Origin of the sequence: Lactobacillus melliventris, from assembly GCF_013346935.1 — a bacterium.
Taxonomy (GTDB): domain Bacteria; phylum Bacillota; class Bacilli; order Lactobacillales; family Lactobacillaceae; genus Lactobacillus.
The window spans coordinates 205,813-218,443 of record NZ_JAAEEB010000001.1 but is presented as its reverse complement, the minus strand read 5'-3'; the positions used below and the strand labels follow the sequence as shown (position 1 = coordinate 218,443).

12 protein-coding genes are annotated in these 12,631 nt (G+C 35.4%); 2 read left to right on the top strand and 10 right to left on the bottom strand.

Annotated features, from left to right (window positions below):
* The first annotated feature begins 96 nt into the window (after positions 1–96).
* Positions 97–219, top strand: a complete 123-nt coding sequence (locus GYV61_RS09800) for an SPJ_0845 family protein (RefSeq protein ID WP_255409580.1) — start codon at positions 97–99, stop codon at positions 217–219.
* Positions 220–257: 38 nt separating this feature from the next.
* Here GYV61_RS09800 and yihA read toward each other — a convergent pair whose 3' ends face one another.
* The 7 genes from yihA to rpsO all read right to left on the bottom strand — a co-directional run bounded on the left by yihA (position 258) and on the right by rpsO (position 8,126).
* Entirely contained in the window at positions 258–842 is a 585-nt protein-coding gene (yihA, locus tag GYV61_RS01030) for a ribosome biogenesis GTP-binding protein YihA/YsxC (protein WP_046324780.1), read from the bottom strand.
* Positions 832–2,109, bottom strand: a complete 1,278-nt coding sequence (gene clpX, locus GYV61_RS01025) for an ATP-dependent Clp protease ATP-binding subunit ClpX (protein WP_174794428.1) — start codon at positions 2,107–2,109, stop codon at positions 832–834. The genes yihA and clpX overlap by 11 nt, the downstream gene beginning before the upstream one ends.
* A 123-nt stretch (positions 2,110–2,232) precedes the next feature.
* Positions 2,233–3,558 (bottom strand): trigger factor, encoded by a 1,326-nt coding sequence (gene tig / locus GYV61_RS01020; RefSeq protein WP_046324778.1) that lies wholly within the window; start codon positions 3,556–3,558, stop codon positions 2,233–2,235.
* A gap of 143 nt (positions 3,559–3,701) precedes the next feature.
* A complete protein-coding gene (tuf, locus tag GYV61_RS01015) occupies positions 3,702–4,892 on the bottom strand; it encodes an elongation factor Tu (protein ID WP_045928030.1) in 1,191 nt (396 codons plus the stop codon).
* Between the two features lie 185 nt (positions 4,893–5,077).
* Positions 5,078–5,911 (bottom strand): tetratricopeptide repeat protein, encoded by an 834-nt coding sequence (locus GYV61_RS01010; protein ID WP_174794427.1) that lies wholly within the window; start codon positions 5,909–5,911, stop codon positions 5,078–5,080.
* Entirely contained in the window at positions 5,912–7,696 is a 1,785-nt protein-coding gene (locus tag GYV61_RS01005; RefSeq protein ID WP_174794426.1) for a ribonuclease J, read from the bottom strand.
* Positions 7,697–7,856: 160 nt separating this feature from the next.
* The gene (gene rpsO, locus GYV61_RS01000; RefSeq protein ID WP_034979304.1) at positions 7,857–8,126 is read right to left on the bottom strand and encodes a 30S ribosomal protein S15; all 270 of its coding nucleotides are present in this window, start codon (positions 8,124–8,126) and stop codon (positions 7,857–7,859) included.
* A gap of 200 nt (positions 8,127–8,326) precedes the next feature.
* Between rpsO and rpsT the strand changes: the two genes are divergently transcribed.
* The gene (gene rpsT / locus GYV61_RS00995) at positions 8,327–8,578 is read left to right on the top strand and encodes a 30S ribosomal protein S20 (protein WP_046324775.1); all 252 of its coding nucleotides are present in this window, start codon (positions 8,327–8,329) and stop codon (positions 8,576–8,578) included.
* A 78-nt stretch (positions 8,579–8,656) separates the two neighbouring features.
* Here the strand turns inward: rpsT and holA are convergent, their stop codons facing one another.
* From holA to GYV61_RS00980, 3 genes are read right to left on the bottom strand one after another with little or no spacing between them, the layout of a single operon-like run.
* On the bottom strand, positions 8,657–9,643 hold the full coding sequence (gene holA / locus GYV61_RS00990) for a DNA polymerase III subunit delta (RefSeq protein ID WP_174794425.1): 987 nt from the start codon (positions 9,641–9,643) through the stop codon (positions 8,657–8,659).
* On the bottom strand, positions 9,640–11,928 hold the full coding sequence (locus tag GYV61_RS00985; protein WP_174794497.1) for a DNA internalization-related competence protein ComEC/Rec2: 2,289 nt from the start codon (positions 11,926–11,928) through the stop codon (positions 9,640–9,642). Before GYV61_RS00985 ends, holA begins: the two co-directional genes overlap by 4 nt.
* Positions 11,897–12,610: a ComEA family DNA-binding protein gene (locus tag GYV61_RS00980; protein WP_174794424.1), complete on the bottom strand. Its 714-nt coding sequence runs from the start codon at positions 12,608–12,610 to the stop codon at positions 11,897–11,899. Before GYV61_RS00980 ends, GYV61_RS00985 begins: the two co-directional genes overlap by 32 nt.
* Positions 12,611–12,631: the final 21 nt, after the last annotated feature.

The window sequence follows — 12,631 nt, the reverse complement described above, 5'->3', positions numbered from 1 at the left end:
TTTACATAAAATTAATTATTTCAAGTTAATTAAAACCTGTTTTTCTAGCTTGTTAATGCTATTTTTAATATAATAAAAATAGAAAGGAAAATTATTATGGGTTTAACTTTTAAAAAACAAGATGAATTAGAAAAATTATTTGATAAATTTGCTACTGTTCCTGAAGATAAAAAGAAAAAAATATCTAAAAACAATCAGAAAGTCAAAGATAATAAATAAAAATGGTTCTACAACGAGAACCATTTTTTCTTACAAATTTACAGATTTTCTTCTATCCATTGCCATACTTCTTTTACATGCAACTTTTGAACAGAACTAAAAGTAATTACACTTACATTGTCATAATTTAAGTTTATCTTTTGTTTTAAAGTATTAATAACTTGATTTTGCTGATTTTTCTTGACCTTATCAATTTTGGTACAGATTATCAAAATAGGTAAATTCAGATAAAGTGCATAATTATACATGGCCACATCATTTTTGGTAGGTTCATGCCGTGAGTCCATTAAGATAATTAGCCCTTGCAAGTTTGCTCGTGTTTCAAGGTAATCCTGAATCATAGTTCCAAACTGCTGTCGCTTTTTTTGCGAAACTTTAGCATAACCATAACCGGGTACATCAACTAAGTAAAACTCTTGGTTTACCAAATAAAAATTTAGTGTTTGAGTTTTCCCAGGCTGTGCTGATGTTCTTGCTAAGTTTTTGCGACTCAGCAGTGTATTTATTAAGCTGGATTTACCTACATTTGAACGACCGGAAAGCGCGATTTCAGGTAAATTATCTGTTGGATACTGGTCTTCACGCACGGCACTAATCGCATACGAGCTATTTTTAATGATCATTGGCTGCCTTAATTTCTTCTCCGTCGTCTTGTTCATCATTTGAGCGACGAGTTACTACCGGTTCAGCACTATTTTCTATCACTTCTTTTGTAACTCTGACACTCTCAATATCAGGCTCACTCGGTGTTTGATACATAATACCCATCATTGCATTTTCTATAATGGTTCTTAAACCACGAGCACCCATATTGCGTTCAATTGCCAAATCTGCAATAGCGTTCAAAGCACTTGGTGTAAACTCCAAGTTAACTTGATCAAGTGATAGCAATTTTTTATATTGTTTTACCAAAGCATTCTTTGGTTCGGTTAAAATTCTTACAAGATCGTTTCTGTCAAGTTTATCAAGTGTTGCGATAATCGGAATACGTCCAATAAACTCTGGAATCAGACCAAATTTGACGAGATCCCCGGTTGTCAAATGTTTCATCCAAGAATCATCTTGCACTTTATTAAGTTCTTTTTCGGCACTGAAACCGATTATTTTTTTGCCTAGACGACTTTTAACGATTTGCTCAATACCGTCAAAAGCTCCACCAACAATAAATAAAATATTAGTAGTATTTATTTGAATTAACTCTTGTTGGGGATGTTTACGTCCGCCCTGAGGGGGAACAGAAGCAACAGTTCCTTCCAAAATCTTCAGTAAAGACTGTTGAACGCCTTCACCTGAAACATCTCTTGTAATTGAAACATTCTCAGATTTTTTGGAAATCTTATCAATTTCATCGATATAAACGATGCCACGTTCTGCACGTTCAATATCGTAATCGGCATTTTGCAAAAGCTTAAGCAAAATATTTTCGACATCTTCACCGACATAACCGGCTTCTGTTAAAGTCGTTGCATCAGCAATCGCAAAAGGCACATCCAAAATTCGTGCCAAAGTTTGTGCCAAATAAGTTTTGCCAGAACCAGTTGGTCCTATTAAAGCAATATTCGATTTTTGCAATTCTGTTGCAGAGTCAACATCCATTTGAGTAATCCGTTTATAATGATTATAAACGGCTACTGAAAGAATCTTTTTGGCACGTTCTTGGCCAATAACATATTGGTCAAGCTGCTTTTTGATTTCCATTGGTTTAGGTAAATCTTGTGCTTTTTTCAAAGAATCAGATTTTAGTTCATCATCAATTATTCTTTTAGACAGATCAACACATTCGTTACAAATATAAACCCCGTTACCCGCAATCATCTTTTTAACTTGATCTTGTGTTTTGTCACAAAAGGAACATCTTATTTCCTCTTGATCAGTAAATTGTGATGCCATTCTTTTCCTCCTAATATCTACAAGTCCTAGATTAGCATAAATTGCGCTATGTATATGAATTATTTGCTTGGAGAAAAATAAAAAGGCAGTTTGACACCACCTTTTTACCTAGATATTAAAATCCTATTTTTCGTCAGACTTTTTTTCATCTTTTTTTGTTTTGGATTTAGCAACTTGCTTTGCGCTGTCAGCAACAATTTTAATAGCCTTACGAACATTGATATCATGTGAAAGCATATCATCAGTCAAAGTATTGCGCACAGTTTTTTCATCCATGTTGTATTCGGCTGCCAGGTCCTTAATTTCCTTGTCAATTTCTTCTTGTGAAGCTTTAATATCTTCTTTTTTGACAATAGCTTCAAGGACAAGGTTAGTTTTAACCCTTTCTTCAGCATCTTTACTGAATTGTGAACGCAATTGTGCTTCTGTCGTATTAGTTATCTTGTAATATGTTTCAGGGCTGATGCCTTGGCGCTGCATATTGCCTAAATATTGATTCATTTGCGTATCGATATCTTCTTGAATCATAGCATCCGGAATCTTATCGATAGTAGCATTAGCAACTGCACCTTCAATAGCAGCTTGTTCGATTTCGTCTCTTGCAGCCTCTTCTTTTTGAGACTTTAAGTCCTTCTTGATTTTTTCTTTTAAATCATCAAGAGTATCGACTGAATCGTCTACATCTTTAGCAAATTCGTCATCTAGCTTAGGCAATTGCTTAGTTTTAACTTCATGAATCTTAGTAGCAAAATGAGCTTCTTTACCAGCTAAGTCTTTTGCACCATAGTCTTCAGGAAATGTGACAACAACATCAACTTCGTCACCGGCCTTATGACCAACCAATTGATCTTCAAAGCCTGGTATAAAAGTATTTGAGCCTAAACTAAGTGAATAATCATCAGCTGAGCCGCCTTCAAATGCCTTACCATCAACTGTTCCCTTATAATCAATAGTAACAGTATCTCCGTTAGCAGCTGCGCTCTTCTTCAATACTAATTCAGCGTTCTTTTCACGCTCTTCTTTTAATTTGGCATCAACATCTTTAGCATATACACGAGTGTTTTGTTTTGGAACTTCAACTCCCTTGTATTCACCCAATTTTACTTCTGGCTCAATAGTAACAGTGGCTTTCATTTGCCAATCTTGACCTTTTTCCATTGAAACCGGCAAAATTTGGGGTTGACCTACGGCAGCAATACCAGCTTCTTTAACTGCTGCAGAATAAGCATTTGGCAGCACAATGTTTAATGCATTTTCATATAAAGATTCCTCACCGTAATATTGATCAAAGATCACACGAGAAACATGTCCCTTTCTAAAGCCGGGAACACGCAGGCTACCCTTTACCCTTTTAAAGGCTTGATCTAGCCCACGCTTTACATCAGCTTGGGGAATATCAAAAGTAAGTTCACCGGTAGTTTTATCGGTTTTATTCCATTTTACAGACATTAATTAAATACCTCCAATGTCAAGTTAAATTGCATCGTTACATACTAAATTATCTTACATTAAACGCTCGCAAAAAACAAACTTAGGCAAAAAAAGATGTACTTCTATGAAGAAGTACATCTTTTTAAACTGTTTTTAACGAACTAGTCAAGAATTTCAGTAACTTGACCAGCACCAACAGTACGACCACCTTCACGGATAGTGAATTTAGTACCCTTTTCAATGGCTGCTGGTTTAATTAATTTAACAGTAAATTCTGTGTTATCGCCAGGCATAACCATTTCAGTACCTTCTGGTAATTCAATTTCTCCAGTAATATCTGTAGTGTGGAAATAGAATTGTGGACGGTAATCTGAGAAGAATGGCGTATGACGTCCGCCTTCCTCTTTCTTCAAAACGTAAACTTGGCCTTTAAACTCGTGGTGAGTTTGAATTGAGCCAGGTGCAGCCAAAACTTGTCCACGAACAACTTGGTCACGGTCAATACCACGAAGCAATACACCAACGTTGTCTCCAGCTTCACCTAAGTCCAAAGTCTTGTGGAACATTTCCAAACCAGTTACAACTGATTTAAGAACTTTATCTACCAAACCGACAATCTCAACTTCATCACCAATCTTAACTGTACCACGATCGATACGACCAGAAGCAACAGTACCACGACCAGTAATAGTGAAGACATCTTCAACTGGCATCAAGAATGGCTTATCAGTTTGACGTTCAGGAGTTGGAATGTATTCATCAACTGTGTCCATCAACTTCATGATAACTTCTTCTTGTTCCTTGTCACCTTGTAAAGCTTTCAATGCTGAACCACGGATAACTGGAATGTCATCACCAGGATAATCGTATTCAGTCAACAAGTCACGAACTTCCATTTCAACCAAGTCAATTAATTCTGGGTCGTCAACTAAGTCAGTCTTGTTTAAGAAAACAACAATGTAGTTAACACCAACTTGACGAGCAAGTAAAATGTGTTCACGAGTTTGTGGCATAGGACCATCAGTTGCGGCAACAACTAAAATAGCTCCATCCATTTGTGCGGCACCAGTAATCATGTTCTTGATGTAATCGGCGTGACCTGGGGCATCCATGTGGGCGTAGTGACGATTTTCAGTTTCGTACTCTACGTGAGCGGTATTAATAGTAATACCACGTTCCTTTTCTTCTGGAGCTGCATCGATTTCTGAATAATCTTCTGCCTTAGCCAAGCCCTTTTCTGATAAAACTTTAGTAATAGCCGCTGTTAAAGTGGTCTTACCATGGTCAACGTGACCGATAGTACCAATGTTTACGTGTGGCTTTGTTCTAACGTAATGTTCTTTTTCTGCCATTAAAATGACCCTCCTGTAAATTTGCAAGAAGTCCGTTGAGTAAGTAACGGATAGTTCTCTGTTGAATATTGTACTACTTTCATAGGCAAATGCCTAGTATTTTAATGCATAGAGCCATGCCTAATGAAAACGTCCTTTGCTATTATACTAAATACTTTGAAAAAGTAAAGACATTTTATCCAATTTTATTCGGATATATTATTATCGATTTTCTCAAACAGTTTTTGATTGCTTCGGCCATCATGATTTTCAATATAAGAAGCAATGTCACTGGCAAAACTGTCAGGATTATCAACATACTTATATAGTTTAGGATAAAGACTGCCCAAAATCAAATTTACTTCGCCTAAAACTGCAGGAAGCTGGCTCGGTTTATGATAATACCGAGAGCCGATGCCTGATACAACTTCTCGATATATCGCATCTTTTTCGAGTAAATTTATTTTTTGTGGAATAAATTGCTCTTCCTGCCCCAATACCAAAACCCTAAATGTTTTTTGAAGTCCCAGGCGAAACAAATCCTCAATTAAAACCAGCCGAATTGCAAAGTTTAAACTTGGATCCAGCAACAAACTCTGAGCAAAATTTTTAAAATTTGGTAAATCTAACTTAAATAATTGTTCGTAATCAAATTTTGTCGGCTTGCTTTTTTGCTTGAAAGTAACCATTATTTGCTGCTGCTTCGTCTTACTAACAGGTTCAACTAAATCCGGTAACTCGTATGCGGTAATATTTTTTACCTCTAATGCTTCAATAGCAAAGTGATTCATTTTCAGAATTCTACTGTATTCGCGAAAAATTTTAGGATTAGTAAACAAGTCTTTTTCTTCTTTAATTAGCTCATAAGCTGAATAATTTTGTTTATCTTTGAGATAAAGCTCGCAAAGACTAAGTATGACTTCATTACTTGGTCCGTCTCTTAGTGCTTCTTCAAGATTTTGTATTGCTTGAGCAAAATCTCCTTTTGCTGCAGATTTTTGGGCTAAACTAAGCAGATTCTTTTGACTTAATGAGGTCATTTATTTATCTTTCTTGATAATTCTCTGACCGGTTTTATTGACATCAACAGGATGATGAGTTTCTTTCTTGGGCAACTCGCTCTTGCTGTTTCTCTTCTGCATAGCACGATGGCGGTTTTGGTTAACTTCCATTACTACTGGTAAAACTACTGGGCGTCTATTCGTTTTGCGGTAGAGAAACTTTTCCAAATCATTACGAACATCTTGCTTAATTTCAGTCCAATCAAATTTTTTATGTTCAAAATTATTATTGATAGTTTTTTTAATCAATTCAATGCTGTCACGCATCAGTTGCTGATTGGCCTTAATGTAAACAAAGCCTCTGCTGGTAACTTGTGGTTGAGCAATAATCTTTTTCTTACGGCGATCAATAGTGACTACAGCAATGAAAATACCGTCATCTGATAATACTTCTCTGTCTCGTAAAACAATATTACCAACATCCCCGATACCAGAACCGTCAATCATCGTATCCTCACCTGGGACCGGATCTGTTAAATAAAGTCGCTTTTGATTGAAATCGTAGTTTAAGCAATCTCCATTCTTGGTAATAAAAATATTATCTTTATCCATTCCTGCCCTAATAGCTAAGTCCTTGTGTACTTCAAGCAGTCGATATTCACCAATAACGGGAATTAAAAATTGCGGTTTCAAAATATCAATAAGTAGTTGCAAATCACGGCCTGTCGCGTGTCCACTGGTATGCTTTGCCTTACCTAATTGAATAACGGTCCCACCAGCACGATAAACCAGATCACTGGTTTGTGCCACAACCGTTTCCACAGAATGAGAAGGGGTCGTCGCAATAAAGACTAGGTCGCCCTTATGAATTGTGATCATGCTGTGACGGTTCTTAGCCATCTTTTGCAATGAATTTAAGGGCTCACCCATTTGACCGGTTTCCAAAATAACCGTCTTTTCATCTGGAGTTTCTTTTAAATTTTTAACCCTCATTAATAAACCTTTAGGGACATTCAAATAACCCAGATTCATTGCAGTACGAACGATTTTGGCTAAATCTCTTCCAGTCAGTAAAACATGTCTACCCGTTTGATAGGCCGCGTTTAAAACTTCTTGAATTCTAATCAAATTCGAGGCTTTTGCAGCAACAATTACCCGACCATTTGCATTACGAAAAACATTTGTAACATAATCTCCAATGTTCTGTTCAGCAACATTTGGTAAAGATGCCTCTGCATTTGAAGAATCACTTAATAAAGCTAATACCTTTTTTTGACCAATTTCAGCTAATCGATCTAGATCAGTCCGGTATTTAGGAGCAGCGGAAGGGTCAAATTTAAAATCGCCTGTGTAAACCACCTCTCCGGCTGGAGTATGCACGTCAATACCAAGAGAATCAGGGATGGAATGCGTAGTTGGGAAAAAAGAGATATTGGCGTTTTTAAATTCAATCTCTGTTTCCGCATCAATCACGTGAAAGAGACTGTTTTTACACCGTTTATTCTCACGTCTTACTGTTATCTTAGCCAATTCAATTGTTAATTGGGAGCCAAAAACTGGAATGTCATATTTTCGTAGAATATAAGGTAGTGCCCCAATTGAATCTGCATGTCCATGTGTCAAAAAGATGCCGACTACCTGATCACCATATTGCTCGAAAAAATCCAGATCTGGAATAACCAGATCTATTCCAAACAATGTACTGTCGGGATATTTAAGGCCGGCATCAAGAACAAAAATTTCATCATTAACTTGAACAGCGAACATGTCTTTTCCTTGCTCACGAACACCGCTCAGAATCATAATTTTAACTTGATCAGTCATTATATTTCCTTTTCTTTAATTGCTATTCAGTTGTTATTTATGGATCAGATGATCACAACGTAAAAAGTATCTTTTTTTATTCTAGCATAAAATGGTATTATGACAAAAATAAAAAAGCCGATTCAATACTCGAACCAGCTTTTTTAGATCTCAATTAAAATTAACGACGTAAGCCTAACTTCTTAATTAATTCACGATAGCGATTAATATCTTTGTTTTGTAAATAACGAAGCAAGTTACGACGGTGACCAATTTTCTTCAACAGGCCAACATAAGAATGGTGGTCATGTGAGTGATTTCTCATATGCTCAGTCAGATTGTTAATATCTGTAGTCAAGATTGCCACTTGAACCTCAGTTGAACCTGTATCACCTTCGTGAGTCGCAAATTTTTGAATGATTTCATCTTTTTCAGCTTTTGAAATTGCCATAATATTTTCACCTTTCACTAAAATAATTGCCGTTAACAACGTTAACCGTCAGGTGTGAGCGTGCAAACAGCGTTAACGGTTCACAACAATAGTATAATACAGACAATTTTTTTAAAAAGCAAGTATAATTTATCTTGCATCTGCAATTATCTTTCAGTATAATCTATAAAGTAGAATTACGATCAATGGAGGTGAATTTTATGCCACAAATCAAATCAGCTATTAAGCGTGTTAAGACTCAAGATGCTGCTAGAAAGCGCAATGCTGCTCAAATGAACAAGTTAAGAACTGCCGTTAAGAAGTTCAAGACTGCTCAAGCTGCTGGTGCTGATAACGCCTCCGAATTACATGTAGCTGCTGCTCGTGCTATTGACAAGGCAGCTTCAAAAGGACTTATTCACAAGAATAAAGCTAGCCGTGATAAGAGCCGTTTAGCTAAACTTGCAAAATAATAATTTGATTAAATGATAATCAAAAAGACAGAAGTGAAAATCATTTCTGTCTTTTTATTTACCAAAATTTATACGTAATTAAACATTAAGAATAAAGAGCTTCAAAAAATTATCGGCTCGATATTGACCATTTTTATAATTATAATCCAGTTTAATTGCTTGCTCTAATAGCTGTGCTACTTTTTCTTTTGCTAACTTATTTTTTAGCGCCAACTTAACACGATAAGGATGAACACCAAGTTTTCTTACAATTTCAGCTTCACTTCTCCCTCTTGCTTTAAGTATTTTAACTAGCAAAATCATTTCTAATTGGTTTTCAAAAACCGCAAGTATTTGAATTGGATTATTTCCGTTTTGAAGTTGATTATTTAACCGAGCGATAGCTTCTTGGTAGTTTTGGGCTAAAGCTGAATCTAAAATTGCAAAAATATTTTGTGCTAGTGATAAATCAACATTCTTTTCAACTATTTCAGTAGTGATATTTCTGTCAACAGCTACCATCTTCAGCTTATTATAATTACTTAAAACTATATCTAAAACCTGGTCACTGCGTTCAAGCAACAATGTTGCAGCAGAATTTGTAATATGATAGCCCTCGGTCGTTATAATTGCTTTAATTACTTTATTCAAATCGTACGGTTGAACTTGAGTCTCAACAACGTTAAAATTTTGCGTGACGGACTTCGTTATTTTTTTGCGCCGATCTAATTTTTCATAAGAGGCGACAATAACTATGACATCTTCAAGTTTTGCAGTATTTACAAAAATATTTTGCAGTTGGATGATCTGCTTTTGATATTTTTGGGAAACCTTTGACGTTAAGAAAAAAGGGTTCTTAATTGTTATTACTTTTTTCTGGCTAAAAAGACTTGATTCAGTAAGATCAGTAATTAATTCGTCTAGCCCCTCTGCTTCGCAATCAACGGATACTTTTTCATAGTCTGCGAAAATCTCATCATGTATATACGAGCTAGTAAGATATTCATTTAAAAAACTATCATTTCCATTAATTAAAGTATGCAAAATTTTTTTATTTGAGTTTTTAAATAAAGAAAGTAATGTCATTTTTTAATCACCGGCAAAAATCTTTTAAATTTGGGTTTTATTAAAACACCATAGTTCCAAGTTATCATACCACAGTCCTGAGTCGAAGCCCATGGAATATGTTGGCTTCGAAGAGTAGCAATAGTTTCTGGATGAGGGTGCCCAAAGCGATTCTTGCGGCCAGCAGAAATAAAGACTCTTTCTGGTTGCAAAGCTTGCAAAAATTCTTTATTGGAAGCGGTTCGACTTCCATGATGTCCTAACTTAAAATAATCAGCATGTAAATGATAACGGCTCAATATTTCCAGTTCCCCTTTTTGGCCCAGGTCTCCGGTAAAAAGCCAGCTTTTGTTTGCTAATTTAAATAATAACGAAAGTGAATCTTCATTTTTACCAATACCTGGCTTAAAGGGATATACAACTTTAAAGGAAATTGGTGGCTCATTTATTGTTTCACCGGCTAACAGCTGTACAATCTGCCCTTTTTGAATTCGACCTGTTATTCTTTTGCAAAATGAAGGATTTCTGATCAATCCTTGCGCCATATACAATTTTTTTACCCGAATTTGACTCAAAAGTGGCCTTAAGTCCCCTACGTGATCGGCATCCTGATGGCTAAGAAAAATTCCGTCAATTTTATTTATTCCCTGTGCTTTTAAAAAAGGCACGGTGATTTTATTAATCTGCGGGGTTATTTTTTTACCGTTAAAATTTAACTTTCCACCAACGTCAATGAGATAAACACGCCTAAAAATGGGCGTAGAAATTAAGATACTATCTCCCTGTCCTACATCAATAAAAGTTACTTGACCTTTGAGGGGAAAATGAATCGTTAAGAAGATTAATCCATACATAATGAACGCAAGCTTAAAAAGATGTCTGATCAGTTTTTGACTTTTAGACTTTTCATTTATTAACATTAACAATATAGCAGTTAGCAGTAATAAAAACAGACATTGCCACCAATTAATTTTTCCGAATGTTAAAAGACCAATTTTACTATTAGAAACCTTCGCAATTACTTTCTCACCTTGTTCAAGTATCTTTTCAAGGAAATAACTACATCGGGGACTAATGTTAAAAATAATTAAATTAAAAAAAGTCAAGGGCATAACAACCCAGTTAAAATATGGTACCACTAACAAATTAAAAAAGACCGTTATCAGATTAAACTGAAAGAAATGAAATAAAAGTAGTGGCAATAACAAATTGTTTAAAGCCCAGGACTGTCTAAACTTAGTCAGGCTTTTAGTCATTTCAAGGCCCAAGGCTAAAGTGTAACTTAAAAGAGCTCCAGTACTCATCATGAGTCGAGGATTGACGGACATATGCAAAACAGCCGTTAATCCTAGCAGATCTGCCTTATTAATTTTTAGCTTATGCAACGAAAAAATTTGCCCCAAGATATAGGTTAAACTCGCTCTAATAAAACCAGCTTGACCATTACTTAGAAAAATACCGATTAATAAGATAAACAAGCAAAAAATGAAAGTTTCTTTTTCAGTTAATTTACAGTAATAGCACATTGTGCTTATTACTAGCGTGTAAATACCAACATGCAAACCAGAAATGCTTAAGATATGAATGACACCGAGGTCACGATAATTATTGAGTATTGTTTGGAATTTCTGGTCAGGGCTTTCTCCCAATATAAGTTCATTACTAAAAAAAGACAAAATCGGTGGAAACTTTTGCAAAAATTTCTTTAACTGAAAACGCCAGTAATGCAGGTAATTTGCTAATCCTCCTTTCTTAATTTGGATCTTAAAGCTCGTTAAATTAACTTGCTGAGTAATCTTTTTACTGCGGTAATATTTTTGCTGGTCAAATTCTCCATAATTCGAAGCTGGTTCAATTGGGTTAACCTCACCAGACAAATCATGTAATATAACTTTATAGCCATAATTTAATTGCTTTAGCTGACTTGAACTCAATTTGCCAGAAACTAAAATCTTACTTCCAGCCGTCTGCCCTTCAACCGTAAACCAGTCATCGGAAATTTTCATTTTGTCTGGAAAAAAGGTAATAGCTGTATTAGGTTTAAGTGCAAAATTAGTTTTACTCATGTCAGAGTGAAAACCAAAAATAGTTGCCAAAAGAATAATAAAAATTAGCCATTTTAAAGAATTAAATTTAAATAATAGTAAAAAAACTAAATAAAAAACTATTAATAGGCAAGTACATTTTTGCACAAAGGTATAGCATTGATATTTCAAGAAACTTAAATTAATTAGTAATAAGGCCAGTAGCAGGAAAAACCCAGGTCGCAGAATATCAAATTTCCAGTTGGTCTTTAAGCGCAGCAAAAGTCTTTTCTCCAATTCCTGATACCTGCATTAAATCTTCAACAGATTTGAATTCTCCGCTTTTTTGACGGTAAGCAATAATTTGCTGAGCCTTTTTTTCACCAATACCATTTAGTTGTTGCAGTTGACTTATGTTTGCAGTATTAATATTCACCTTGTTATCGGCATTAGTTTGGTCACTTGTTGTCTCAGGGGCAGAATTAGAAGCATTGGAAGAAACCGATTCAACGACTTGCTCTGCTTTAATTTTTTCACCTTTGTATGGAATGTGAATTTTATCTTGATCTTTCAATATCAATGCTCGATTAACATTCTTTAGCTGCGCATTATTCTTAATCCCACCTGCGGCCGCAATTAAATCGTTTAAACGTGCTCCACTTTTTAAAGTGTAGACGCCTTGGTGATTAATCGCGCCTGATATGTCACAGGTCACATCTTTAGGCTTAGTCGCGGCAACCTTTTTGGTAACAGATTCAGTATTTGACAACTGTTTACTTGCGTCACTGCCGGACTGATTTTTATTTTGCACAGTATTCTCATTTTTATAATCTATTTCGTCAAAAGTGTCATTTGAGTTTGGCCTTTGAGACCAAACTACTAGAACAATGCCCAAAAGGACTATCCCAATGAAAAAATATTGTTTGTGTTCCTCAATAAAAGCTTTAATTTTTTCCCAGTTCATTTTTTCAACCCCCATTGATAA

Coding starts and splice junctions, on each gene's coding strand:
- GYV61_RS01005 (WP_174794426.1), bottom strand. CDS start 7,696: ATGACTGATCAAGTTAAAATTATGATTCTGAGCGGTGTTCGTGAGCAA.
- GYV61_RS01010 (WP_174794427.1), bottom strand. CDS start 5,911: ATGACCTCATTAAGTCAAAAGAATCTGCTTAGTTTAGCCCAAAAATCT.
- tuf (WP_045928030.1), bottom strand. CDS start 4,892: ATGGCAGAAAAAGAACATTACGTTAGAACAAAGCCACACGTAAACATT.
- GYV61_RS09800 (WP_255409580.1), top strand. CDS start 97: ATGGGTTTAACTTTTAAAAAACAAGATGAATTAGAAAAATTATTTGAT.
- GYV61_RS00980 (WP_174794424.1), bottom strand. CDS start 12,610: ATGAACTGGGAAAAAATTAAAGCTTTTATTGAGGAACACAAACAATAT.
- holA (WP_174794425.1), bottom strand. CDS start 9,643: ATGACATTACTTTCTTTATTTAAAAACTCAAATAAAAAAATTTTGCAT.
- tig (WP_046324778.1), bottom strand. CDS start 3,558: ATGTCTGTAAAATGGAATAAAACCGATAAAACTACCGGTGAACTTACT.
- yihA (WP_046324780.1), bottom strand. CDS start 842: ATGATCATTAAAAATAGCTCGTATGCGATTAGTGCCGTGCGTGAAGAC.
- rpsO (WP_034979304.1), bottom strand. CDS start 8,126: ATGGCAATTTCAAAAGCTGAAAAAGATGAAATCATTCAAAAATTTGCG.
- rpsT (WP_046324775.1), top strand. CDS start 8,327: ATGCCACAAATCAAATCAGCTATTAAGCGTGTTAAGACTCAAGATGCT.
- clpX (WP_174794428.1), bottom strand. CDS start 2,109: ATGGCATCACAATTTACTGATCAAGAGGAAATAAGATGTTCCTTTTGT.